The sequence below is a fragment of the Enterobacter chengduensis genome, assembly GCF_001984825.2.
Taxonomy (GTDB): Bacteria; Pseudomonadota; Gammaproteobacteria; order Enterobacterales; family Enterobacteriaceae; genus Enterobacter; species Enterobacter chengduensis.
Map to the genome: position 1 here is coordinate 626092 of NZ_CP043318.1, position 21030 is coordinate 647121.

At 54.8% G+C, this 21030-nt stretch carries 26 protein-coding genes, 1 tRNA gene and 1 pseudogene; 17 read left to right on the top strand and 11 right to left on the bottom strand.

Going from position 1 to position 21030, the window contains the following annotated elements; all coding sequences use genetic code 11:
- Window positions 1-47: 47 nt before the first annotated feature.
- From pyrI to FY206_RS03045, 3 genes are read right to left on the bottom strand one after another with little or no spacing between them, the layout of a single operon-like run.
- Window positions 48-509, bottom strand: a complete 462-nt coding sequence (gene pyrI / locus FY206_RS03035; protein ID WP_032643868.1) for an aspartate carbamoyltransferase regulatory subunit — start codon at window positions 507-509, stop codon at window positions 48-50.
- A 12-nt stretch (window positions 510-521) separates the two neighbouring features.
- On the bottom strand, window positions 522-1454 hold the full coding sequence (gene pyrB / locus FY206_RS03040; RefSeq protein ID WP_032643869.1) for an aspartate carbamoyltransferase: 933 nt from the start codon (window positions 1452-1454) through the stop codon (window positions 522-524).
- A gap of 34 nt (window positions 1455-1488) precedes the next feature.
- Entirely contained in the window at window positions 1489-1593 is a 105-nt protein-coding gene (locus tag FY206_RS03045; RefSeq protein WP_022646880.1) for a pyrBI operon leader peptide, read from the bottom strand.
- Here FY206_RS03045 and FY206_RS03050 point away from each other — a divergent pair.
- A pseudogene (locus FY206_RS03050) lies at window positions 1573-1690 on the top strand (hypothetical protein). The gene FY206_RS03045 and the pseudogene FY206_RS03050 overlap by 21 nt on opposite strands.
- A gap of 3 nt (window positions 1691-1693) precedes the next feature.
- Here the strand turns inward: FY206_RS03050 and FY206_RS03055 are convergent.
- The 5 genes from FY206_RS03055 to arcA all read right to left on the bottom strand — a co-directional run bounded on the left by FY206_RS03055 (window position 1694) and on the right by arcA (window position 6976).
- Window positions 1694-2173 carry an arginine repressor gene (locus FY206_RS03055; protein WP_023334317.1) on the bottom strand — a complete coding sequence of 160 codons (480 nt, stop codon included), beginning with the start codon at window positions 2171-2173 and terminating at the stop codon, window positions 1694-1696.
- 75 nt (window positions 2174-2248) lie between these two features.
- Entirely contained in the window at window positions 2249-3652 is a 1404-nt protein-coding gene (locus FY206_RS03060; protein ID WP_032643870.1) for a YfcC family protein, read from the bottom strand.
- 47 nt (window positions 3653-3699) lie between these two features.
- On the bottom strand, window positions 3700-4704 hold the full coding sequence (gene argF, locus FY206_RS03065; protein ID WP_032643871.1) for an ornithine carbamoyltransferase: 1005 nt from the start codon (window positions 4702-4704) through the stop codon (window positions 3700-3702).
- Window positions 4705-4833: 129 nt separating this feature from the next.
- Window positions 4834-5745: a carbamate kinase gene (gene arcC, locus FY206_RS03070; RefSeq protein WP_032643872.1), complete on the bottom strand. Its 912-nt coding sequence runs from the start codon at window positions 5743-5745 to the stop codon at window positions 4834-4836.
- A 10-nt stretch (window positions 5746-5755) separates the two neighbouring features.
- Window positions 5756-6976, bottom strand: coding sequence for an arginine deiminase (gene arcA, locus FY206_RS03075; protein WP_032643873.1), 1221 nt, complete (start codon window positions 6974-6976; stop codon window positions 5756-5758).
- A gap of 675 nt (window positions 6977-7651) precedes the next feature.
- On the opposite strand from arcA, the gene FY206_RS03080 reads away from it, so the two are divergent.
- Window positions 7652-8107: a YhcH/YjgK/YiaL family protein gene (locus FY206_RS03080; RefSeq protein ID WP_032643874.1), complete on the top strand. Its 456-nt coding sequence runs from the start codon at window positions 7652-7654 to the stop codon at window positions 8105-8107.
- 97 nt (window positions 8108-8204) lie between these two features.
- Here the strand turns inward: FY206_RS03080 and argF (FY206_RS03085) are convergent, their stop codons facing one another.
- A complete protein-coding gene (argF, locus tag FY206_RS03085) occupies window positions 8205-9209 on the bottom strand; it encodes an ornithine carbamoyltransferase (RefSeq protein ID WP_032643875.1) in 1005 nt (334 codons plus the stop codon).
- A complete protein-coding gene (gene argL / locus FY206_RS25505; protein WP_214517575.1) occupies window positions 9179-9274 on the bottom strand; it encodes a putative translational regulatory protein ArgL in 96 nt (31 codons plus the stop codon). The genes argF (FY206_RS03085) and argL overlap by 31 nt, the downstream gene beginning before the upstream one ends.
- 99 nt (window positions 9275-9373) lie before the next feature.
- Between argL and rraB the strand changes: the two genes are divergently transcribed.
- The 7 genes from rraB (at window position 9374) to FY206_RS03120 (ending at window position 14244) form a co-directional block, all read left to right on the top strand.
- Window positions 9374-9799, top strand: coding sequence for a ribonuclease E inhibitor RraB (gene rraB, locus FY206_RS03090; RefSeq protein ID WP_006810300.1), 426 nt, complete (start codon window positions 9374-9376; stop codon window positions 9797-9799).
- 46 nt (window positions 9800-9845) lie between these two features.
- Window positions 9846-10604, top strand: coding sequence for a tRNA isopentenyl-2-thiomethyl-A-37 hydroxylase MiaE (gene miaE / locus FY206_RS03095; protein ID WP_032643876.1), 759 nt, complete (start codon window positions 9846-9848; stop codon window positions 10602-10604).
- A gap of 30 nt (window positions 10605-10634) precedes the next feature.
- Window positions 10635-11357 (top strand): topoisomerase II, encoded by a 723-nt coding sequence (locus FY206_RS03100; protein ID WP_077064384.1) that lies wholly within the window; start codon window positions 10635-10637, stop codon window positions 11355-11357.
- A gap of 106 nt (window positions 11358-11463) precedes the next feature.
- Window positions 11464-11548: transfer RNA gene (locus FY206_RS03105), tRNA-Leu, on the top strand.
- Between the two features lie 164 nt (window positions 11549-11712).
- Window positions 11713-12975 (top strand): tyrosine-type recombinase/integrase, encoded by a 1263-nt coding sequence (locus FY206_RS03110; RefSeq protein ID WP_023185880.1) that lies wholly within the window; start codon window positions 11713-11715, stop codon window positions 12973-12975.
- A 30-nt stretch (window positions 12976-13005) separates the two neighbouring features.
- Window positions 13006-13644 carry a hypothetical protein gene (locus tag FY206_RS03115; protein WP_044699122.1) on the top strand — a complete coding sequence of 213 codons (639 nt, stop codon included), beginning with the start codon at window positions 13006-13008 and terminating at the stop codon, window positions 13642-13644.
- Between the two features lie 369 nt (window positions 13645-14013).
- Window positions 14014-14244, top strand: coding sequence for a helix-turn-helix transcriptional regulator (locus FY206_RS03120; RefSeq protein WP_044699119.1), 231 nt, complete (start codon window positions 14014-14016; stop codon window positions 14242-14244).
- A 96-nt stretch (window positions 14245-14340) separates the two neighbouring features.
- Here the strand turns inward: FY206_RS03120 and FY206_RS25250 are convergent, their stop codons facing one another.
- Entirely contained in the window at window positions 14341-14526 is a 186-nt protein-coding gene (locus tag FY206_RS25250; RefSeq protein WP_000190569.1) for a YlcI/YnfO family protein, read from the bottom strand.
- 190 nt (window positions 14527-14716) lie between these two features.
- On the opposite strand from FY206_RS25250, the gene FY206_RS25255 reads away from it, so the two are divergent.
- The 8 genes from FY206_RS25255 to FY206_RS03160 all read left to right on the top strand — a co-directional run bounded on the left by FY206_RS25255 (window position 14717) and on the right by FY206_RS03160 (window position 20877).
- Window positions 14717-14893, top strand: coding sequence for a host cell division inhibitor Icd-like protein (locus FY206_RS25255; protein WP_001118612.1), 177 nt, complete (start codon window positions 14717-14719; stop codon window positions 14891-14893).
- On the top strand, window positions 14886-15245 hold the full coding sequence (locus tag FY206_RS03130) for a hypothetical protein (protein ID WP_149067758.1): 360 nt from the start codon (window positions 14886-14888) through the stop codon (window positions 15243-15245). Before FY206_RS25255 ends, FY206_RS03130 begins: the two co-directional genes overlap by 8 nt.
- A 31-nt stretch (window positions 15246-15276) precedes the next feature.
- Window positions 15277-15561, top strand: a complete 285-nt coding sequence (locus FY206_RS03135; protein WP_149067759.1) for a hypothetical protein — start codon at window positions 15277-15279, stop codon at window positions 15559-15561.
- Complete coding sequence (locus FY206_RS03140; protein ID WP_044699115.1) at window positions 15558-15941, top strand: DUF5375 family protein; 384 nt, start codon at window positions 15558-15560, stop codon at window positions 15939-15941. Before FY206_RS03135 ends, FY206_RS03140 begins: the two co-directional genes overlap by 4 nt.
- Window positions 15938-18610: a TOPRIM and DUF927 domain-containing protein gene (locus tag FY206_RS03145; RefSeq protein ID WP_149067760.1), complete on the top strand. Its 2673-nt coding sequence runs from the start codon at window positions 15938-15940 to the stop codon at window positions 18608-18610. Before FY206_RS03140 ends, FY206_RS03145 begins: the two co-directional genes overlap by 4 nt.
- Window positions 18611-19011: 401 nt before the next feature.
- A complete protein-coding gene (locus FY206_RS03150) occupies window positions 19012-19773 on the top strand; it encodes a phage polarity suppression protein (RefSeq protein WP_149067761.1) in 762 nt (253 codons plus the stop codon).
- Entirely contained in the window at window positions 19773-20045 is a 273-nt protein-coding gene (locus tag FY206_RS03155) for an ogr/Delta-like zinc finger family protein (RefSeq protein WP_044699108.1), read from the top strand. The genes FY206_RS03150 and FY206_RS03155 overlap by 1 nt, the downstream gene beginning before the upstream one ends.
- Before the next feature lie 19 nt (window positions 20046-20064).
- Window positions 20065-20877 carry a hypothetical protein gene (locus FY206_RS03160; RefSeq protein WP_044699107.1) on the top strand — a complete coding sequence of 271 codons (813 nt, stop codon included), beginning with the start codon at window positions 20065-20067 and terminating at the stop codon, window positions 20875-20877.
- Window positions 20878-21030 lie beyond the last annotated feature (153 nt).

Here is a 21030-nt window from a genome sequence, read left to right on the forward strand (position 1 = left end):
AATGTTCCCGGCCATTATAACAGCCGGGATTTCATTACCAACCTCAATTAGTTGGCCAGCACCACATAATGAGAAAACTCTTTTTCGCAGTATTTGCATTTGAGCGCGATGTCATCGGCGCGTTTTTTCACTGCAAAGCTGGAGGAAACCGGCTCAGCATGGCTGATGCAGTTGCTGTTCGGGCAGACCAGCACGCGCTCGATGCGATCCGGCAGGCTCGGGCGGGATTTGCCGACCACTTCATACTCGTCGATGCGGTTGACGGTGGCGTCCGGCGCGTACAGCGACAGCTGGTTGACCTGCTCGTCGGTCAGGAAGGTGTTCTCGATTTTAATCAGGTCCTTGCGGCCCATCTCGCCCGACGGCAGGTTCAGGCCGATGGTGATGCGCTGGTCGGTTTCGGTCAGCTTGAACAGCGTCAGCAGCTTAAAGCCCACCCGGGCAGGGATATGGTCAATCACGGTGCCACGCTTGATGGCTTCAACCTGGAGTTTGTTATCGTGCGTCATGGTCGTCTCCCCTTACAGAGCTAAGTCGCGATTCAGAACCAGTGCCAGTAACGCCTGGCGGGCGAAGATGCCGTTCCCGGCCTGCTGGAAGTACCAGGCGTGCGGCGTTTTATCCACGTCTGTGGCGATCTCATCGATGCGCGGCAGCGGGTGCAGCACCTTCATGTTGTCGCGCGCGCCCTCGAGGTCGCTGGCGCGCAGCACGAACTGCGCCTTCACGTTGGCGTACTCGGACGGATCCAGACGCTCTTTCTGCACGCGGGTCATGTAGAGGATATCTACGTGGCTCATCACCTCTTCGATGCTGGCGTGCAGGCTCCACTGGATGCCTTTCTCGTCCAGCATGTCGAGAATGTACTGCGGCATCGCCAGCGCGTCCGGGGCGATGAAGAAGAAGCGGTTGCCGTTAAATTTCGCCAGCGCCTGGGTCAGGGAGTGGACGGTGCGGCCATATTTCAGGTCGCCGACCATGGCGATGTTCAGGTTCTCGAGCGTGCCCTGCGTCTCCTTAATGGTGAACAGATCCAGCAGGGTCTGCGTCGGGTGCTGGTTAGCACCGTCACCGGCGTTCAGCACCGGAATTCCGCCGGAAAACTCGGTAGCCAGGCGCGCCGCGCCCTCCTGCGGATGACGCATCACAATCGCGTCGACGTAGGTGCTAATCACTGAAATGGTATCCGCCAGAGTTTCGCCTTTTTTACCCAGCGACGTGTTGCTGCTGTCCGAGAAGCCCACCACGCTCGCGCCCAGGCGGTGCATGGAGGTTTCGAAGGAGAGGCGGGTGCGGGTCGAGGCTTCAAAGAAGCAGCTCGCAATGACCTTGTGCTTCAGCAGCTCCGGTTGCGGATTGGCCTTCAGTTTTGCCGCGGTTTCCAGAACCAGTTCCAGCTCTTCGCGGCTGAGGTCGTTTATGGAAATGATGTGTTTTTGATAAAGCGGATTCATGTTTATCTCCTGACGCCGGGCAAAAAAAAGCCCCTCAAATGAGGGGCTCTGGGAATAGGTTTAGCAACGGGAAGAAAAACGGCAGGCCAGCGTCTGATTTCAGACGCGGTAAGACGTTATGTCGTACACGCTTGACCATGCTTCCTCCCGGCAAATTGTCGGGCATTATACGCAGCTCGCTTTGCGGATCAAGCGATTTAATGCACGCTTTACTCAATGCAAACGGTTCTTTGTGAATATTAATGCGTTCTGAGTAAATAATTAATTTGCTTATGCACCAGCGCGGTGCGCTTCACCACCCGGGGCGCGACCCAGACGATACTGCTGCCCGCCACCACGCCTAAAATTTCCGGAAGCTGGTGATAATCCAGAATACGCGCCACCGCGCGGCCATATCCGGCGACGGTATGAACAAGGATAAACTCGCTATTGTGCTCGACGCTGACCACCATTTCGGACACGGTACGCGCGGCGTCGGGAGCCGGGCGCAGCTGGGGATTCAGCGAATAAATCTTTAGCCCTTTGGCATTTCGAATTTTTATGACGCCGAGCAATTTAAGCAGACGTGAAACGGTGGACTGGCTGATGGTTTCAAAACCACGCTCCTGCAAATCCCGGCGGATCTCCTCCTGAGAGAGATAACTCTTTTCTGCGATCAGGCGCTGGCAGACCGTCAGCTGAAGCTGTTCTTTTGGAGAGTAATCACCATATTCCGTCATAACTATTTCCCATGTAAGTGGCTGAAACAAAACGCCCGGTGGCGCTACGCTTACCGGGCCTACAACTTCAAAACATCACAACATCGCCCCCAGGCTTAACGCCACCATGATCACCACCGTCAGGATCCCCAGCAGCGGCGCCACCCATTTCAGATAGCGCACGTAGGGCACGCGGGCGATAGCCAGCCCGCCCATGACCACCGCCGAGGTCGGCGTGACCAGATTAACGATGCCGGAGGCGGACTGGTAAGCGGTCACCACCAGGTCGCGGTTGACGTTAGCGAAATCGGCAAGCGGTGCCATGATCGGCATCGTCAGAACGGCCAGGCCGGATGAAGAAGGCACAAGAAACGACAGCACGACCTCCAGCCAGTACATCACGTTGATAAACGCCACCGTGGACAACCCGCTGACCAGACCTTCCGCGCTGTGCAAAATGGTGTGGGTAATCATGCCCTTATCCATAATGACTACGATACCGCGCGCGATGCCGATAATCAGCGCGACGCCCAGCAAATCTCGCGCGCCGTTGATAAACGTCGACGTCAGCTCCTCTTCGCTCATCCGCGCAATCAGCCCGACGATAATCGCGCTGGCGAGAAACACCGCCGAGATCTCCGCCATCCACCACCCGAGCACCGCCACGCCGTAGATCATGACCGCGAAGGCGAGGGCGAAAATCACCAGGATGAGTTTGCGCACCGGGGTGAATTCCAGCGACTGTTCGCCCTTGTTGCCGAGGAAGTGGGAGCGGTTCTCTTCCTGCTTATCCGCCACGATCGACAGCGATGGATCCTGGCGCACCCTGCGGGCGTAACGCATTACCCACGCCACGCAGATGATCCAGCCGATGACCAGCAACGCCACGCGCAGGGCGATACCGTTGGTGAAGGGGATCCCGGCGGCGTTGGCGGCGATCACCGTGGCAAACGGGTTGATGGTGGAGCCGAGCGTGCCGATCCCCGCGCCGAGCAGCACGGTGGAGGCGGCGACCACCGGATCAAAGCGGGCGGCCAGCATTACCGGCACCAGCAGGGTATAGAACGGCAGCGACTCTTCGGCCATGCCGTAAATCGTGCCGCCCGCGGCGAACAGCGCCATCAGGATCGGGATCATCCACTCCTCGCGCCCGCGCAGCCGGGTGGTAACGCGCTCGATCCCGGCGTCAATCGCGCCGGTTTTGGTGACGATCCCGAGAAATCCCCCGATGATCAGAATAAACAGCGCCACGTCGATCGCCCCGGCCTGGCCGGAGACCGGATCGTACAGCCCGGCAATAGGCGCCATCAGGACGGAAACCAGCCCCTGAGGATGTGACGCCACGTGCGCGTAGGTGCCGGCAATCGGGACCTCTTTGCCGAGGGTCTCGTTCATCGCCATCTGGTACTGACCGGCGGGGACGACCCAGCTCAGCGCCGCCACAACGGCAATCAGAAAAAAGAGAATGGTGTAAGCGGAGGGAAACTTAAACTTGCCCATAATGTTCTCCTTAAACCCGGCGCACCCCGCGGCGCGCCGGGCGATGATTAGTCGCCGAGTGTCGCCACCATGACCGCTTTGATGGTGTGCATGCGGTTCTCGGCCTCGTCAAAGACGATGGAGTTTGGCGATTCGAAGACCTCTTCCGTCACCTCCAGCCCCTTCAGCCCGTAAGCCATCTCGATCTCGCGGCCCACTTTGGTGTGCTCGTTGTGGAACGCGGGCAGGCAGTGCATGAACTTGACGTTCGGGTTGCCGGTGGCCTTCATCACGTCCGCATTGATCTGATACGGCTTCATCAGGCTGACGCGCTCGGCCCACGCCTCCTTCGGCTCGCCCATAGAGACCCACACGTCGGTGTAGAGGAAATCGGTCCCGCGCACGCCTTCTTCCACGTCGTCGGTGAGGGTGATGCGCGCCCCCGTCTCTTTGGCGATGGCGCGGCACTGCTCAACCAGCCCGGCTTCCGGCCAGAAGGATTTCGGTGCCACGAGGCGAATATCCATCCCCATCTTGGCCGCGCCGACCATCAGGGAGTTGCCCATGTTGTTGCGTGCGTCGCCCAGATAGGCAAAGCTCAGCTCCGGCAGGGTTTTGCCCGGCGCGTGCTCCAGCATGGTCATCAGGTCAGCCAGGATCTGCGTCGGGTGAAACTCGTCGGTCAGGCCGTTCCACACCGGCACGCCCGCGTACTCGCCCAGCTCTTCAACAATCGCCTGGCCGTAGCCGCGGTATTCGATGCCGTCGTACATGCGGCCCAGCACGCGGGCGGTGTCCTTCATCGACTCTTTATGGCCGATCTGCGAGCCGCTTGGGCCGAGGTAGGTCACCTGCGCGCCCTGGTCGAATGCGCCCACTTCGAAGGCGCAGCGGGTGCGGGTGGAGGTTTTTTCAAAGATCAGGGCGATGTTTTTCCCGATCAGGGTTTGCTTTTCGCGCCCGGCTTTTTTGGCCGCCTTCAGCTCGATGGCGAGGTCGATCAGGTACTGGATCTCCGCCGGGGTGTAGTCCAGCAGTTTCAGGAAGTTGCGGTTTTTCAGGTTGATGGTCATGTGGGAAATCCTTTTTAAATGAATGTCTAAGACCTTACCCCTCACCCCAGCCCTCTCCCCAAAGGGGAGAGGGTGTTTCAAGTCCCCTCTCCCCTTTGGGGAGAGGGTTAGGGTGAGGGGAGAGGGAGTTTAGTTACGAATCAACGTGCCTTTCTCGCCCGCCAGGATCTCCGCGCCGTCGGCCAGCGCGCCGATCCCGGCAATGCCGTTGCAGGCTTCAACAAACTCGCGGCAGGCGGCCACTTTCGGCCCCATCGATCCGGCGTCGAACTGCATGCCTCTGAGCAGCTCCGGCGTCACCTGCGCCAGCGGGCGCTGGGTTGGCTTGCCCCAGTCGAGGTAAACCGCGTCGGCATCGGTGAGGATCAGCAGGGCATCGGCCTCGATCTGCCTCGCCAGCAGGGCGGCGGAGAGGTCTTTGTCGATCACCGCCTCAATGCCGCGATAGCCGTTGGCGTTTTCCACCACCGGCACGCCGCCGCCGCCGTTGCAGATCACCAGGTGGTCGCGCTGGATCAGCGCCGTGATGGCGTCGCTCTCGACGATGCGTTTCGGCTGCGGTGACGGCACCACGCGGCGGACGTAGCTGCCGTCGGCCTTAAACACCCAGCCTTTTTCCGCGGCCAGCGTTTTTGCCTGGGCTTCGCTGTACACCGGGCCGATGTATTTGGTGGGGTTGCTGAACGCCGGGTCGGCGGCGTCCACTTCCACCTGCGTGAGCAGGACGCTCACCTCACGCTGCGGCAGGCTGTTTTTCAGCGCCTGCTGGAGCATGTAGCCGATCATTCCCTGGCTTTCGGCACCGAGAACGTCCAGCGGGTAGGGCGTCACTTTGTCGTAGGCGCTGTTCTGCAGCGCCAGCAGCCCGACCTGCGGCCCGTTGCCGTGCACCAGAACCACGCGCCACTGCGCCGTCAGCCCGGCGATGGTGCGGGCGGCCTGCTCGATGTTCTGGCGCTGGATATCCGCTTCCAGCGGCTCGCCGCGCTTGAGCAGCGCGTTGCCGCCCAGGGCCACAACCAGAGTGGGTTTTCGTTCCATGATGGCTCCTTTAAATTCCGTCGCGTTCCAGCGGGCAGCTCATGCAGCGCGCGCCGCCGCGGCCGCGTCCCAGCTCGTCGCCCGGGATGGGCAGCACGGTGATGCCCGCTTTGTCGTACTTCTCGTTGGTCCAGACGTTGCGCTCGTAGCCGATCACCACGCCCGGGCGGATGGTCAGCACGTTGTTGGCGTCGTTCCACTGCTCGCGTTCGGCCTCAAAGGCGTCGCCGCCGGTGGTGATCAGGCGCACCTGGCTAATGCCAAGCGCCTTCTCGATGGCGTGCAGCAGGTCGGCTTCCTGGGTGCGCTGCAGGCCGCCGCGCCCGTCCGGGGTGAGCGTCCAGCACTGGGCGTCCTTGCGCACCACTTCCGGGTAGACGGAGAAGGTATCCACGTCGATGTGGGTCATCACCGTGTCGAGGTGCATGCAGGAGCGGTGTTTTGGCAACTCAACGGCGATCACGCGCTCGGCCTGGCGGTGTTTGAACAGGCTGTTGGCGAGGAACTCCACGCCCTGCGGCGTCGTGCGTTCGGACATGCCGATCAATACCGCCCCGCGGCCAATGACTAATACGTCGCCGCCTTCCAGAGTGGCGTGGTCGTAATTAATATTCTCGTCGCCGAAATACTTAATAAAATCGCCGTCGGCAAACGCCGGGTGCCAGCGATATATTGCCCGAAGGTTATTCGTTTCGCGCTGACGGGCCGGTTTGGCCATTGGGTTAATGGAAACGCCGTTATAAATCCAGCAGGAGGTGTCGCGAGTAAATAAATGGTTTGGCAGCGGCTTCATAATAAAATCATTCGCCGTGTGGGTATCCACCACCATATTTTTAATGGCCGCCGGAATTTCGCCGTAGGTTAATCCGCCGCTTAATCTGCGCGCCAGCTCTCGGTGCGGCATATCCGCCAGCCAGCCGCGCACGTCGCCGGCAAAGGTTGGGCCGAGGCGGTAGTCGGAGATTTGAGTATCCAGCAGCCAGGCTTTCGCTTCTGCAATATCAAGGGCTTGTGTCAGAAGGTCGGTCAACAGCAGGACTTCCACACCCTGCTCGCGCAGCGTGTTTGCGAAGATGTCATGCTCCTCACCCGCCCGTTCAACCGAGAGCACGTCATCAAAAAGCAGCTCCTGACAATTCGATGGCGTTAAGCGTTTCAGGCTTAAATTTGGGCGGTGCAGCATAACGCTACGCAATTGACCAATTTCAGAACCGACGTAATGCTTTTCCATAATTATTCCTTTAACTGTTTTTCAGAATAAAAAGGGCATGCGCCATGTGATGTATTTAATTGCATGGCGGCTAAGCTCAATTGATTTCGAGGTTCATACTAGGCGGTTAAATAATGATTATTGTGATGCAGTTCACGCGAAAATGGATATTGAGGGGTTTGTTTTCATTTGCATGATTCGCATCAGATAATGATTAATTTCATATTATTGAAGGGTGAATAGCTAAGCAGGATCCGGTGGCATTATTCGAGGTTGTTATTATTTTGTAGATTTTAATATCTTGAAATATGATCCTATGTTGCTGATTTTTAATCATAAAAATAATGTATAAGAATGGCTATGCAATTAAGGTAATTAACTATTTTTGACTTAAGAAAAATCAATAAATAATTATGGGTTTTTAGAGCAAATTATCAAAATAACAAAGTGTGAGACGGCAGGGGTTTTTGTTAATTAAAGCGCATTATCAAGGGCTTAGAGCGATCTCGCGACACGCGTTTATTAAGGTTATGCATAACCTCTGCATAATTGCCCGGGCAGGATTAACAGAAAACTAACATCTTTCTCGATAAACATGCGCTCGCGCAAACCTCTTCCAAAAAGGGCTGGTATGGCAGCCTGGATTCTCGTATAAGAGATGAAAATGAAACGTTGTTTTATATCGAGGGTTTTCGCATGATCATTGGCAACATCCACCATCTCCAGCCCTGGCTGCCCGACGCGCTGCGCCAGGCGATTGAGCACATCAAAAGCCACGTCACCGACGCAACGCCGACCGGTAAGCATGATATCGACGGCAACAGTCTGTTTTATCTGGTCTCTGAAGACATGACTCAGCCGTTTGCCGAGCGCCGCGCCGAGTACCACGCGCGCTATCTGGATATCCAGATCGTGATGAAGGGCCAGGAGGGGATGACCTTCAGCACCCTGCCGCACGGCACGCCGGACACCGACTGGCTGGCGGACAAAGACATCGCGTTCCTGCCGGAAGGCGAGCAGGAGAAAACCGTGGTGCTGAGCGAAGGGGATTTCGTGGTGTTCTGGCCGGGCGAAGTGCACAATCCGCTGTGCGCGGTGGGGACGCCTGCTAGGGTACGTAAGGTCGTGGTGAAGATGCTGGTGGCAAGTTAAAAGCAAAAACGACAACAGTGTTGTCGTTTTTTAGTGTTTGCTCCCTCTCCCCGTGGGAGAGGGCCGGGTTGAGGGGACCAGCGCGCAGAGGACCCAATCACTCCCCAAGCGTCGCCACCATCACCGCCTTGATCGTATGCATCCGGTTTTCCGCCTGGTCGAACACGATGCTCGCCGCTGACTCAAACACCTCGTCCGTCACCTCCATCCCGCCGTGCAGGTCGAACTCCTTCGCCATCTGCTTGCCGAGCGTGGTCTGGTCGTCATGGAACGCCGGCAGACAGTGCAGGAACTTGACGTTCGGGTTGCCGGTCAGCGCCATCATCTGCGCGTTCACCTGATACCCGCGCAGCAGCGCAATCCGCTCCGCCCACTTCTCTTTGGCTTCGCCCATCGACACCCAGACGTCGGTATAGATAAAGTCCGCGCCCTTCACGCCCGCCGCCACGTCTTCCGTCAGGGTGATTTTGCCGCCGTGCTTCTGGGCCAGCGCGCTGCACTCCGCCACCAGGCTCTCTTCCGGCCAGCAGGCTTTCGGGGCCACCAGGCGCAGATCCAGCCCGGTCAGCGCCGCCGCTTCCAGCATCGAGTTGCCCATGTTGTTGCGCGCGTCGCCCGCGTAGACCAGCGTCATCTCGCTAAACGCTTTGCCCGGCAGGTGCTCCTGCATGGTCAGCAGGTCCGCCAGCAGCTGCGTCGGGTGGAACTCGTTGGTCAGCCCGTTCCACACCGGCACGCCAGCGTACTGCGCCAGCGTTTCGACGACTTCCTGGCCGTGGCCGCGATACTGAATGCCGTCGTACATCCGCCCGAGCACCCGCGCGGTATCCTTAATTGACTCTTTATGCCCAATCTGGCTGCCGCTCGGCCCTAAGTACGTGACGCGTGCGCCCTGGTCAAATGCGGCAACTTCGAAAGAGCAACGTGTACGGGTCGAGTCTTTTTCGAAGATGAGCGCGATGTTTTTACCGGTAAGCTTTTGTACTTCCTTGCCCTTTTTTTTATCGGCTTTGAGCTGTGCGGCAAGGGTCAGCAGAGAAGTGAACTGTGCAGGGGTAAAGTCGAGCAGTTTCAGAAAGTGTTTTTTGTACAAATCGGACATTTTATCCTCACATGGCGAACGCCACTTGTTGAATTAAAATTCACTTTATATGTGTAATTATTCATTTGCAACCCCGTTTCACAAATCTTTCCAACAAAGGTGGAGGCAAACCCGTCCGTGTGTGAAAATAGAAGTATCTGCCGCACTTTAAAGAGGATTGAGCCATGGCAAACCCGGAACACCTGGAAGAGCAACGCGAAGAGACGCGTCTGATTATTGAAGAGCTGCTGGAAGACGGTAGCGATCCGGACGCGCTGTACACCATCGAGCACCATTTCTCTGCGGATGATTTCGACGCGCTGGAAAAAATGGCCGTGGAAGCCTTCAAGCTGGGTTACGAAGTGACCGAGCCGGAAGAGCTGGAAGTGGAAGAGGGCGACACCGTCATCTGCTGCGACATCCTGAGCGAAGGCGCGCTGAAGGCGGAGCTGATCGATGCGCAGGTAGAACAGCTGATGAACCTGGCCGAGAAGTTTGACGTGGAATACGACGGCTGGGGAACCTACTTCGAAGATCCGAACGGTGAAGACGGCGAAGAAGGCGACGACGAAGATTACGTCGACGAAGACGACGACGGCGTGCGTCACTAAGCGTTTCTGGCGGTGGCCCGCGCCACCGCTTTTTCAAGGCAGAACCATGGATTACCCGCAGATACTCGCCCCCGTACTCAACTTCCTCCAGTGCCCGACCCCGCAAGCATGGATTGATAAAGCCCGCGACCCGGCGAATCTGCCGCTGCTGCTCACCGACCACATGGTGTGCGAGCTCAAGGCCGCCCAGACCGCGCTATTACTGGTGCGTAAATACGTTGCCGACGAAAGCGGTGCCGACGTGCTGCTCAACTGGCTCAAGCCCTACGAACAGTTCACCTTCCGCGACGGCCCGGATCCGGACTTCATCGCCCTGCACAGGCAGATTGGCAAAAGCGTGATGCCCAAAACCGACGACCCGTGGGGCCAGGCGCTCATCGACAGCATGGTGCTGCTTATCAAAGAAGAGCTTCACCACTTCTGGCAGGTGCGCGAGGCGATGCTGGCCCGCGACATTCCGTACGTCAAAATTACCGCCAGCCGCTACGCCAAAGGGATGCTTAAAGAAGTGCGCACCCACGAACCGCTGACGCTGATCGACAAGCTCATCTGCGGCGCCTACATCGAAGCCCGCTCCTGCGAACGCTTCGCCGCGCTGGCTCCGTTCCTCGACGACGACCTGCAGAAGTTCTATCTCTCGCTGCTGCGCTCGGAAGCGCGCCATTATCAGGACTACCTGACGCTGGCTCAGCAGGTGAGCGACGACGATATCTCACCGCGCATACAGCTTTTTGGCGAAATTGAAGCCACACTTATCTCGACACCGGACCACGAGTTTCGCTTCCACAGCGGCGTGCCGGTGTAAACCGGCACAACTCAAGGATAAGGATGCGAGATGAATAAAACGTGGACCCGTAGTGTGATTGTCGTCGTCGCGGCTGCCGCCGTGGCGTTCTGGGTGTTCTTCGACAGGCAGCCTGCGCCGGAACAGCAGATGGATGCTGCCCTTAACGCGATGCCCGCCTGGCAGGTGATTAAGGAGCAGGAGCCCGCGCTGCACCAGCGCATCCTCGACCAGATGGCCGCCCTGCAAAAAGCGGGCGAGCCGGAGCAGCAGATTATCGACACCATCCAGCCGCAGATCCTGCATCTGCAGATGTCGCGCCTGCAGAACGCCCCGGACGCCAACGTGGTGAACTACATGACCATCAACATGGAGCAGACCGCCGCCATCCAGAAGGTGAGCGACGACGCCTGCTTCCGCTTCCTCTACCCGGCGGTGAAGGGCGGCGTGAACCCGATGCGCATGCTGGATAAAGACCTGATGGCGCGGCGCATGCAGGCCGACGCCGACATGATGCGCGCGGCCTACGGCAAAAACCGCCACACCGTGACGCAGGCCGAGCGCGAGGCGGCCGTCGAGGACGTGCGGCCGATTATGAAGGCGCTTGCCGATAAGTACGGCGAGGACATCCAGTTGCTGCAGATGCCGGAGAAGGCGGCGGGCAAAGAGAAGCTCTCCTGCGATATGGTGCAGGAGATGTGGGCCAAGGTGCTGGCGCTGCCGGAGCAGAAGGCGGCAGGGGTGATTCGGCTGGCGGTGTCTGAGCTGGACTGACGAAGGGCGCTGGTTTTTTGGGCACTTAGCGCGGGTTTCGCGCGTCGTCGCTTGCATGGCGGCGCGCGACAGGTATAATCCACAACGTTTCCGCATCCCCTTCAGTGCCGAAGTGGCGAAATCGGTAGACGCAGTTGATTCAAAATCAACCGTAGAAATACGTGCCGGTTCGAGTCCGGCCTTCGGCACCATTAACACTTCTTTTGACGTTTCCTGAAGTCTTCAAACCCAGAAAAAAACCTTAAAAACAAGAAAGTTACCGTATTTAATGGTCTTTGTTGGTCTCTTGTGGTCTACCCTCTTTTGGGGGCATAATCGGGGGCATGTCAATTCGATCAGGATTTGTGCCCCCAAAATGAAACTCAATGCTCGCCAGATAGAGACCGCAAAGCCGAAAGAGAAAGCCTATAAAATGGCTGATGGAGGCGGCTTATATCTTGAAGTCTCCCCAAAAGGTTCCAAGTATTGGCGCATGAAATATCGCCGCCCATCTGACAAAAAGGAAGATCGGCTCGCTTTTGGTGTATACCCGACGATCACTTTGGCTGAGGCTCGGGGTAAGCGCGATGCAGCAAAGAAATTGTTGTCTCAGGGCATTGACCCCAAAGCTGAGCAAAAGGGGGCACAAGCTGAAATTGAGGGGGCATATTTATTTGAAACTATCGCAAGGCAATGGCACGCAAGTAACCTAACTTGGAGCGAAGATCATAGCCGTCGCGTTCTGCTGACGCTTGAGCAGTATATTTTCCCCTCGATAGGTCAAATTGACGCCAGAACGTTGAGAACCAGCCAGCTTCTCAATCCGATCAAAGCTGTTGATGCGGCAGGTAAACATGATGTTGCGCAGCGACTGATGCAGCGCGTAACCGCAATTATGCGTTTCGGTGTGCAGAATGACCTTCTTGAATCAAATCCTGCCAGTGATATGGCTGGAGCGCTTTTAAGCGTTAAGGCAACCCATCACCCAGCACTACCCCCAAAAAGAATCCCTGAGTTTCTTGAAAGACTATCACGCTATAAAGGGCGACTAATGACACGGCTTGCCGTTGAATTAACGCTACTCACATTTATTCGTTCAAGTGAGATGCGTTTTGCTCGCTGGAGTGAGGTTAACTTTGAACGAAGCGAGTGGACGATACCCGGAATTCGTAAGCCTATTCCCGGCGTAAAACACTCTGAGCGTGGGATGAAGATGAAAACTGAACATATTGTTCCGCTTAGCAAACAAGCATTTGATATTTTTAAACGTTTACATGCCTTGAGCGGTAAAGGCGAGGTTATATTTCCCAGCGATCATGATCCTAAAAAAGTAATGAGTGAAAATACTGTAAATAGCGCCTTACGTGTAATGGGATATGATACGAAGACAGAAGTATGTGGGCATGGTTTTAGAACTATGGCGCGTGGTGCGCTAAGTGAGTCGAAACTATGGAATGATGATGCCATTGAAAGACAACTAAGTCACGTTGAACGAAAAAACGTGAAAGGTTCATATATGCATACTTCTGAATATCTTGAAGAAAGAAGATTAATGCTGCAATGGTGGGCTGATTACATTGATGCTAACAAGAATGGATCTATCACACCATATGATTTTGCGCGTGTGCATGGAAAATAATTACCATTGTGGTACTGAGGAGAGATTCAAATGAATAACACTCAATCTGATAATAATTTATTTTATTTTAATAGGTTAACGTACATTACGCCGCACGAAGTGGCGCTTGCTATGAATGGTTTTGACTATGATACCGAAAATGATGAATTGACTGATATTCAATTAAAAGAGGTTATTCGGTTAAGAAAGGCAATAACCAGAAATCTACAATTAATTAATGAATATAAAAACATATCCGCCACGCAAAAAGTGGAGGCGAATTTAGTATTAACTGCCGCTTATATCTTTCAGAGGGAGGATATTGTACCTCCTGAAATTAAGGAAAGAATTGAGAACGCATTGCAACAACAAGTAAAAAATAAAGATTGGGGCGATATTTTAATGATGCTAGGAGGAAGTGAATTATATGAGGTTGGTAAAAAGTTAAGGAGTAATGGCAGAGGGCAGTACAGAAAAGATGATGAGGATAATTATAGTTGTAAATTAATTTACTTACTAATTGAGTTGCTTAAGAAATATGGAAAGGGAAACTATAGCGATAATAGTGTTATATATAATGATATTGTTTCTTTTTGTAATGAGAATGAGATTCTATTGAAAGGGGTTAAAAAAGCTACGTTTTATAAGAAAATAAAGCTGGGGAAAGACATTATAAAATACGGAGAGTGAATTTATTATTACTATCTGTATATCTCTCATTAGAAGGGGCTACAAGAGGCTCTAAGGGGCTATAAAGGGTAATACAGTGTAATACTGTGGTAATCCCTGACTAATATGAATCGATAAAACGCAATAATACCTTCTAACGTATGATTTGTTTGTGCTGCAATACTATCTATATGAATTTTATTGATTTTATTTTGTTTTACGTTTTCCTCTTCTCGTGTTCTTTCATATGAACATTATTTCTTTTTTCAGTAGAAACTATCATGTTTCAGTAGAATCAGTGTTTGTATTAATAGATTCCATTATCACTAGAATCACTTTTTTTCAGTGTTTAAAGTCACCGTGAACTTAAGTAGAATACGGAGTAACAAGATGGAATATGCAAACAATCTTTCAGATAATCAGACTCTTATTTCAGCAAAAGAAGTGTTAAGACGCGTTCAGCGTAGCAAGGCATGGCTTTACAAACAGCTTTCAAATAATACATTTCCCCGTCCAGTAAAAATAGGAACTCGTGCAATTTCATTTGTTGAAAGCGAAGTCGATCACTGGATTCAAGAGCAAATATATGCCTCTCGTGGTGAACGGCATGAAAATAACTAATAAAAAAGCCCGACATATTGAGTTTGTGGGCTTAAAAATATTGTCGCTTACTGAAATTAGCATGGAGCCTGAGAGAACGTTTGTTAGCTTCTCTATTCAGCCTCCTTGCTCTGGCTTAACTTTCCTGCGCTGGCGGCGTTTGATCTCACTTTGCATGGATGTAATGATGAATTGTGACGTACTTTCGTCCTCTTCTTTCACCATTTCCATCGCTTCAACTACATCATGTGGCACTCGTGCCTTTAAGGCTTGTGATTTAGCATTCTTTGTACCGGTAGCCATTACTGAATCTCCGTATGTTTGGTGGGCCACAGTATACACGGGAAAAGAACAAAGAAAAGCATTGACGTGGGCCACACCTAATATTTATAGTGGGCCACACCTTGGGTGTTCTGGGGTGAAAAAGGCGAAGCCCGGCAGTGCAGCAACACTAACCGGGCCTCTGACCAATCCGCTGTATGAGGAAACGAAGATGGCTAAACAGAAGTGTACCTGGTTATTTGCTGCGATCAACCGCAGTCAACGCAATGCCCGTCCTGTGATGTTAAGGATCACCGCAGATAACGAGCGCTCAGCGCGGCGCAGACTGGCCCCGGACTACGTGCTGAGCTTTGCCGGTCGCATTCCCTGCGGAGGTGAACATGCGTAATTATCCGCAACCCGGCGAACGCTGGCAGCATGAACGTGGCTGGTCCATCACAATCATCCGATTAATTGAAGCCTCGCCCTCCGTGGCGCTGGTTAATCCTGAATTCAGCTGTGAAGTGCTGATACGTCATGACAGCGACAACCAGCTTTCTTCCTGCCCTCTGGCATGGTTTGAACAGCGGTATACACGCCTGTTTGATGCGCCACTTATCAAACCTTCGCCAGCTCCGGCGGGTGGTAGTGGTTCCGGCCCGCTGAAGCTGCATTCGTCTGTGGTATTTACCCGCTGGCGGGAGCGCAGCATTCGGCATTCTGCTGAACCTGACGACAGTCACTATTCAAAGTTTCTCTGACAAAACACCGCTGAAAACGGAGTAATCCAAGATGAATATTTCAAACGGGCACAACGGTGCTCAGGGCCACGCTTTGCCTGAAAAACACAATAGCGGTGCTTTTGCGTATGGGTTGTCAGAGGACGGTTTCGGAAAGCTGGACCGCGCCAGAAAGGCCTGCGACATGCTGCAGCTTCTCTTTTCTGAATACCCCTCGCAGGGCGGAACTCTGGATGCAGACTGTGCGCCAGGTGTCGCCGCGCTGATGGAGTACCTGCGGGCGGATTTGACGGATATTGCACACAGTTGCGCACTGATTGAAGGAGGTGCCAAATGAACCAGCCGCAGGTTTCCATTTTCCCGGCAGAAATGACTACCGCGCTGTACCGGCGGGCTATTGCATCGGCATGGCGGCAGAAAACTCTGAACGAAACCGGCAGCGATCAGTATGGTCCGCACAGCCTGACGGTTGAGCGTATTGAAATGGCCATTGCGCTGCATATCGAATGCGCACTGATTAACGAGTACGGCGAAGCACAGGGAGCCGCTGCTGCGCTGGCACTGCTGACCGACATGCTGGAGCCGTCACTGCTGACCGCGCCGCCGGTACTGACCGCGCGCGGCTCTGAAGTGATGGCGGAGCTGTACCGCACGCTTCCGGCGGCCTTTGATGACTTCTGCAGCACAGGTGTGGCGCTGTATCAGGGGGAAGTATGACAACACAGACGGTTACGCAGATTTCAGCCGCCGCGCGGGGGAAATGGCCCGTTATTCTGCATATGCTGCGTATTGATGTACCTGAAAATGGCAGGCACGGTCCCTGCCCGAAATGTGGGGGCAAGGATCGTTTTCGCCTCGATGACCTTGACGGGCGCGGGACGTGGATTTGCAGCCAGTGCGGCAATGGTGACGGTCTGGATCTGGTTAAGCTCATGACCGGTTACGGCGTCAGAAAGGCCGCGCAGGAGGTGGCGCAGGTGCTTAATGTGCCGGATGTGCAGGAACTGTCTGTTAAGCCTGCCAGGCAAAAAGCCCCTAAACGTGACATGAGCCTTACCGTTGCGACGCTGATGAAAGAGAGCCACACGGGAGAAAGCCCCTATCTGACCGGAAAAGGGTTCGCCGGATACCCGGCCTCCCTGACCGGGAGCGTTCAGCATATCAGCGGTAAGGATTTTCCTGCCGGTTCCCTGCTGTTACCGCTCACCACCAACGCCGGAGCCGTGACCGGTGCGCAGCTTATCGCCCCGACGGGTGAAAAAAGCATACTGCCCGGCAGCACGATGAAAGGCGCGTTTGTGGCGCTCAGCCCGTTACCGTCTGAACCGCCGGTACAGGTGGTGATTACCGAAGGTTACGCCACGGCGCTGACGGTAAGCCAGCTCACCGCCGGGTGCGTAGTGGCTGCCATATCGGCGGGCAACCTGCCCAACGTGGCGCAGTCGCTGCGGGCACGCTGGCCTGAGGTAAAAATTATCATCGCCGGTGATAACGATTTTCAGGACGGAGGCGAGAATCCCGGCAGATCCTTTGCTGAACGGGCGGCAAAAGCCGTCGGCGGCTGGATGACGCTGCCACCTGGAGAGATTAAGGCTGACTGGAATGATTTCCATCGGGAGCACGGTATTACCCGTGCCCGTGAAGCATTTCGTAACGGTCTGGTGCTGTGCGGGGAAGGCCGCACGCAGCTGCCGCACGGGTTCCGTCTTACCCAGGAATATCTCTGGTATGAAAAACAGGTACAGCGCAACGGTGAGACGGAGATCCAGAACGTCAAAATATGCAACCCGCTGCGCGTGACGGCAATCACCTGCGATGCCGATGGCGGTAACTTCGGGCGACTTCTGGAGTGGGAAGATACGTGGGGTGAGCGCCGCCGCTGGGCGATGCCGATGGAAATGCTGAGCGGTAGCGGTGAGGAGCTGCGCCGGGTACTGCTGGTCAACGGGCTGTCCTATATCAGCACCACCGGTGAGGCCCGCGCCCGCCTGATGGAATATATCTCTCTGTGTAAACCGGAACGCCGCGTGACCTGCGTAAGCCGTACCGGGTGGCATGGTCAGGTTTACGTCCTGCAGGATGAGGTCAGTGGTGAAGGCGCGGAAAGTGTCATTCTCCAGACCACTTCCGTGCAGGGGCGCGATTTCCGCGTGTCGGGCACAACGGAGGAATGGCGGGAGCACGTTTCACGTTACTGCACCGGCAACTCCCGCGTGGCATTTGCCGTCAGTCTGGCTTTTGCTGCACCACTATTACGGCTGGTTGGTATGGACGGCGGCGGTTACCACCTCAAGGGGGAATCGACGGACGGTAAGACCACCACCATGAAAGCGGCAACCTCCGTCTGCGGCGGGCCTGACTACTGGCAGACGTGGCGGGCAACCGGCAACGCGCTGGAGGGATGCGCCAGCCGCCGCAACGATGCCGCCATGATGCTCGATGAGATCCGGGAGGTAGACGGACGCGAGGCAGGCAATATCGCCTACATGCTGGCAAATGGTCAGGGCAAGGGCCGTGCCGGTACGGACGGTGAGCTGCGCACCCGTAAGCAGTGGCGGCTGCTGTTCTTTTCAACCGGCGAGCTGTCACTGACTGAACATGCGGCAAAAGCCGGAGAGCGTACCTTTGCCGGGATGGAAGTCAGGATGATCCAGATCCCAAGCGATTCCGGGAAGTTTGGCGTATTTGAGGAGCTGCACGGCTTCGACAGCGGAAAAGCGCTGGCGGAGCATCTTGAATGGGCCACGTCCAGTTACTACGGTTCGCCGTTCCGGGAGTGGCTGAAAGCCCTGACCGCTGATCTTAACGGGCTGACGGCACAGGCAAAGTCACTGATGAAGGAATATACCGCCGCCCTGACCCCGAAAGATGCGGGTAATCAGGTAGGCCGGGCTGTGAACCGCTTTGCACTGGTGGCGATGGCGGGCGAGCTGGCAACCCGGCTGGGTATCACCGGCTGGCCTGAGGGTGAAGCGCTGCGGGCAACCCGCGTCTGCCTGAACGCATGGCTGAAAGATCGTGGGCACACCGCCAATCAGGAAGATATTGCCGCACTGGAGCAGGTACGCAGCTTCTTTACCGCGAATCAGTACAGCCGCTTTGCTGACTGGCACGATGAGCGCAACCGCCCCGGCAATATGGTGGGCTGGCGCAGGGTGGAGAAAGGCAGTACCGCGCAGGGCACGGAAGCTGTCACCACGTTCTACGTCATGCCGTCCGGCTGGAAAGAAATCTGCCGGGGATTTGAGCCGCGCAAGGTGGCGCGTCTGTGCGCGGATCGTGGATACCTGCTGCCCTCCACCGATGGCAAGCTGCAGACAACTATTCGCCCGCCAGAGATGAATCCCCGCAGGCTCTATGTCTTCAACAGCGAGGTGCCGGGTTAAGGCTTTGCGTGAGTCTTATTTATTAAGGGTAACAGGTGAAACAGGTGGAACAACCGTATTTTACAAGGGCTGAACCTGTTCCACCTTCTGAAATAGTGAGGTGGAACAGGTGGAACGCCAGCCGATCCGCTGTTCCACCTTGTTACCCGCGATGTTCCACCTGTTCTGTGCCTATAAATGCTCTACAAAACAATGTTGTAACACATGTTTCACCTGTTCCACCGCACCGTGGACATAAAGCAGACTGAAACAGAGGGCATTTTTATCTGGCTGGCTTTCATAGCCACGTCTGAGTAACCGCAAATGTGCGATGTGCCAGCCACCACACACTGAGCACTGATAGTGAGCTTGTGTCAGCCACGACACAATTGACGTAGCGAACCAACCCGACAGGAGAAGTCATGAACAACATCGTAGAAAATAATAACCTTTCCACTTTTCCGGCTGTAACGCAGCGGGCACTGGAAACCCTGAACACAGCCAGAAACGCATGGCTTGATGCACGTCGTAAGCAGAAAGCGGCGTCGGATAATATTGCGACAATCCGCCAGCGTCGCGCTGAAATGGAAGCCATAACGAACGCACTGAATGAGGAGTGGCGTACGCTGTTTCGCAAAAGTCAGGGCGTAATCTCAAAGGAAATGAAAAAGCTGCACGCGGAAATTGCGCTGGGACGTGAAACGCTTGAGGATTTTGACGATCTGCTGGCGGCTCAGGAATCCGAGAATGCACTTTTGCCGCAGGAGGCTGCGGAATTAGCCGGAAAGTACATCAACGCGCACGATGCCCTTGTGGGTATTCGCGCAAAACAAATCTGGGAGGATTTTATGCAGTTGCATGGTAAAGCCCTAATCCAGACACTGAGCCTGCTGAAATCCACAATGGGCCGGGAAGCCAGCGCAGTTGTCGGTGTGGTGCATTCAGTTAATGACCCGGACACAGTGCTGAAAGACTTTATTCATAAAAATATCATCAAACCGGCTCTCACTAACGATGCGATGCCGGAACAGGATCCTGTGTTTAAACTGGCGGGCGTAGCCCCGGATTATGCGGCCCGTCTGGATTTCAGTAAGCAACTATCCCCTGCAGCCCTGCATAAGATGAAGATACGTCAGGAACAGATGTTGCTGCAAAAAAACAATAGTGTATCGGAGGGTATGTAATGGCGCTGAAATGTCCTGAATGCGGCACTATGGCCCATGCCAGAACCAGTTCTTATGAAGCACCTTCCGTTAAACGCTCATGGTATCAGTGCCAGAATCTTGAATGTTCCTGCACATTTACAGCGCTGGAAAGCGTTGACACGATAATTATGAAGCCGCATAAACCCGTGCCATCTGAACCTGAGTCGCAGGATGATCCCCCCGCACGTAAGTCGCAGACGCTGGGCCGCTACGGTTCGGCCTGTACCCTTAAAGACCGTCATGCACAATAAAATCGGGAGGAACCATAATATGACAGAACAACAATTGACGGAAAACCAGATTCAGGCCGCAACCGGACATGTAGTGACACTCCTCGCCAGGGCAAAGAAACCACTTCAGGATGCGGATTGGCTCATGCGGTTGCCTGCAGATGAAATCTCCCGCCAGACGGAAACACTGACAAAAGGCCTTTCCTCTGACTGGCAGTCCAGGATAATTGACCTTTACCAAAAAATGCAGGCCTGGGTGGAAGCCAGACAGGCCGAAGATGCAGCTATTGAGAACCTCAGGGCTCTGCGTCAGCATCAGGCCGAAACTGAACAGGCGAGCAAAGACAATCGGATGCAGTTCAGGGAATTGCTTAGCCAGAACGGCGGTATCGTGACTCCAGAGATGAAAGCTCTTCGGGCTGAGTATCTGGAACAACAGGAAACAGCCGCCGAGCTGGCCGGTCTGATTACTGAAAAAGAAGAGCAGTTGCCGGTACTGGCTGACGCGACCGGTCGTAAGGCAAACGCCTACGTAAACTGCCATCATGGCATCACGGAAGAGCGTATTGATGAGCTTCTGCGTGACTTTTTTATTTTCAACGGTGCTGAATTGAGCAGCCTGCTCAGGATGAAGTACAGACAATTTGAGCGGAATAGCTCAGTACATATACCGGGCATTATTGAAGGTACAAATGATGCAGATACACTGTATCGTGAATTTATCCTGAATCTCATGCTGAAATGGACGAGTGAAATATTGCCGCTGAGATTCCGGGACGACGTGATGAGCCTGGCCGGTTCAGCACCGGTATCAGGCTCACATGATGACAGGAAAAAAAGAAAACTGTTTTGATCTGAACAGAACAGCTCACTTAAGCCCGGCTTGTGCCGGGTTTTTGATGTCTGTAGCCTGAGTGCATGTCTATGCTGCATGAAAACGCATGACAGTCATGCGTTATTTTTGACGCAAAAGCCCTTGTGTGGCGGCTCCTGAAGCGATTTACGA

Coding starts and splice junctions, on each gene's coding strand:
- pyrI (WP_032643868.1), bottom strand. CDS start 509: ATGACGCACGATAACAAACTCCAGGTTGAAGCCATCAAGCGTGGCACC.
- pyrB (WP_032643869.1), bottom strand. CDS start 1,454: ATGAATCCGCTTTATCAAAAACACATCATTTCCATAAACGACCTCAGC.
- FY206_RS03045 (WP_022646880.1), bottom strand. CDS start 1,593: ATGGTCAAGCGTGTACGACATAACGTCTTACCGCGTCTGAAATCAGAC.
- FY206_RS03055 (WP_023334317.1), bottom strand. CDS start 2,173: ATGACGGAATATGGTGATTACTCTCCAAAAGAACAGCTTCAGCTGACG.
- FY206_RS03060 (WP_032643870.1), bottom strand. CDS start 3,652: ATGGGCAAGTTTAAGTTTCCCTCCGCTTACACCATTCTCTTTTTTCTG.
- argF (WP_032643871.1), bottom strand. CDS start 4,704: ATGACCATCAACCTGAAAAACCGCAACTTCCTGAAACTGCTGGACTAC.
- arcC (WP_032643872.1), bottom strand. CDS start 5,745: ATGGAACGAAAACCCACTCTGGTTGTGGCCCTGGGCGGCAACGCGCTG.
- arcA (WP_032643873.1), bottom strand. CDS start 6,976: ATGGAAAAGCATTACGTCGGTTCTGAAATTGGTCAATTGCGTAGCGTT.
- FY206_RS03080 (WP_032643874.1), top strand. CDS start 7,652: ATGATCATTGGCAACATCCACCATCTCCAGCCCTGGCTGCCCGACGCG.
- argF (WP_032643875.1), bottom strand. CDS start 9,209: ATGTCCGATTTGTACAAAAAACACTTTCTGAAACTGCTCGACTTTACC.
- argL (WP_214517575.1), bottom strand. CDS start 9,274: ATGAATAATTACACATATAAAGTGAATTTTAATTCAACAAGTGGCGTT.
- rraB (WP_006810300.1), top strand. CDS start 9,374: ATGGCAAACCCGGAACACCTGGAAGAGCAACGCGAAGAGACGCGTCTG.
- miaE (WP_032643876.1), top strand. CDS start 9,846: ATGGATTACCCGCAGATACTCGCCCCCGTACTCAACTTCCTCCAGTGC.
- FY206_RS03100 (WP_077064384.1), top strand. CDS start 10,635: ATGAATAAAACGTGGACCCGTAGTGTGATTGTCGTCGTCGCGGCTGCC.
- FY206_RS03110 (WP_023185880.1), top strand. CDS start 11,713: ATGAAACTCAATGCTCGCCAGATAGAGACCGCAAAGCCGAAAGAGAAA.
- FY206_RS03115 (WP_044699122.1), top strand. CDS start 13,006: ATGAATAACACTCAATCTGATAATAATTTATTTTATTTTAATAGGTTA.
- FY206_RS03120 (WP_044699119.1), top strand. CDS start 14,014: ATGGAATATGCAAACAATCTTTCAGATAATCAGACTCTTATTTCAGCA.
- FY206_RS25250 (WP_000190569.1), bottom strand. CDS start 14,526: ATGGCTACCGGTACAAAGAATGCTAAATCACAAGCCTTAAAGGCACGA.
- FY206_RS25255 (WP_001118612.1), top strand. CDS start 14,717: ATGGCTAAACAGAAGTGTACCTGGTTATTTGCTGCGATCAACCGCAGT.
- FY206_RS03130 (WP_149067758.1), top strand. CDS start 14,886: ATGCGTAATTATCCGCAACCCGGCGAACGCTGGCAGCATGAACGTGGC.
- FY206_RS03135 (WP_149067759.1), top strand. CDS start 15,277: ATGAATATTTCAAACGGGCACAACGGTGCTCAGGGCCACGCTTTGCCT.
- FY206_RS03140 (WP_044699115.1), top strand. CDS start 15,558: ATGAACCAGCCGCAGGTTTCCATTTTCCCGGCAGAAATGACTACCGCG.
- FY206_RS03145 (WP_149067760.1), top strand. CDS start 15,938: ATGACAACACAGACGGTTACGCAGATTTCAGCCGCCGCGCGGGGGAAA.
- FY206_RS03150 (WP_149067761.1), top strand. CDS start 19,012: ATGAACAACATCGTAGAAAATAATAACCTTTCCACTTTTCCGGCTGTA.
- FY206_RS03155 (WP_044699108.1), top strand. CDS start 19,773: ATGGCGCTGAAATGTCCTGAATGCGGCACTATGGCCCATGCCAGAACC.
- FY206_RS03160 (WP_044699107.1), top strand. CDS start 20,065: ATGACAGAACAACAATTGACGGAAAACCAGATTCAGGCCGCAACCGGA.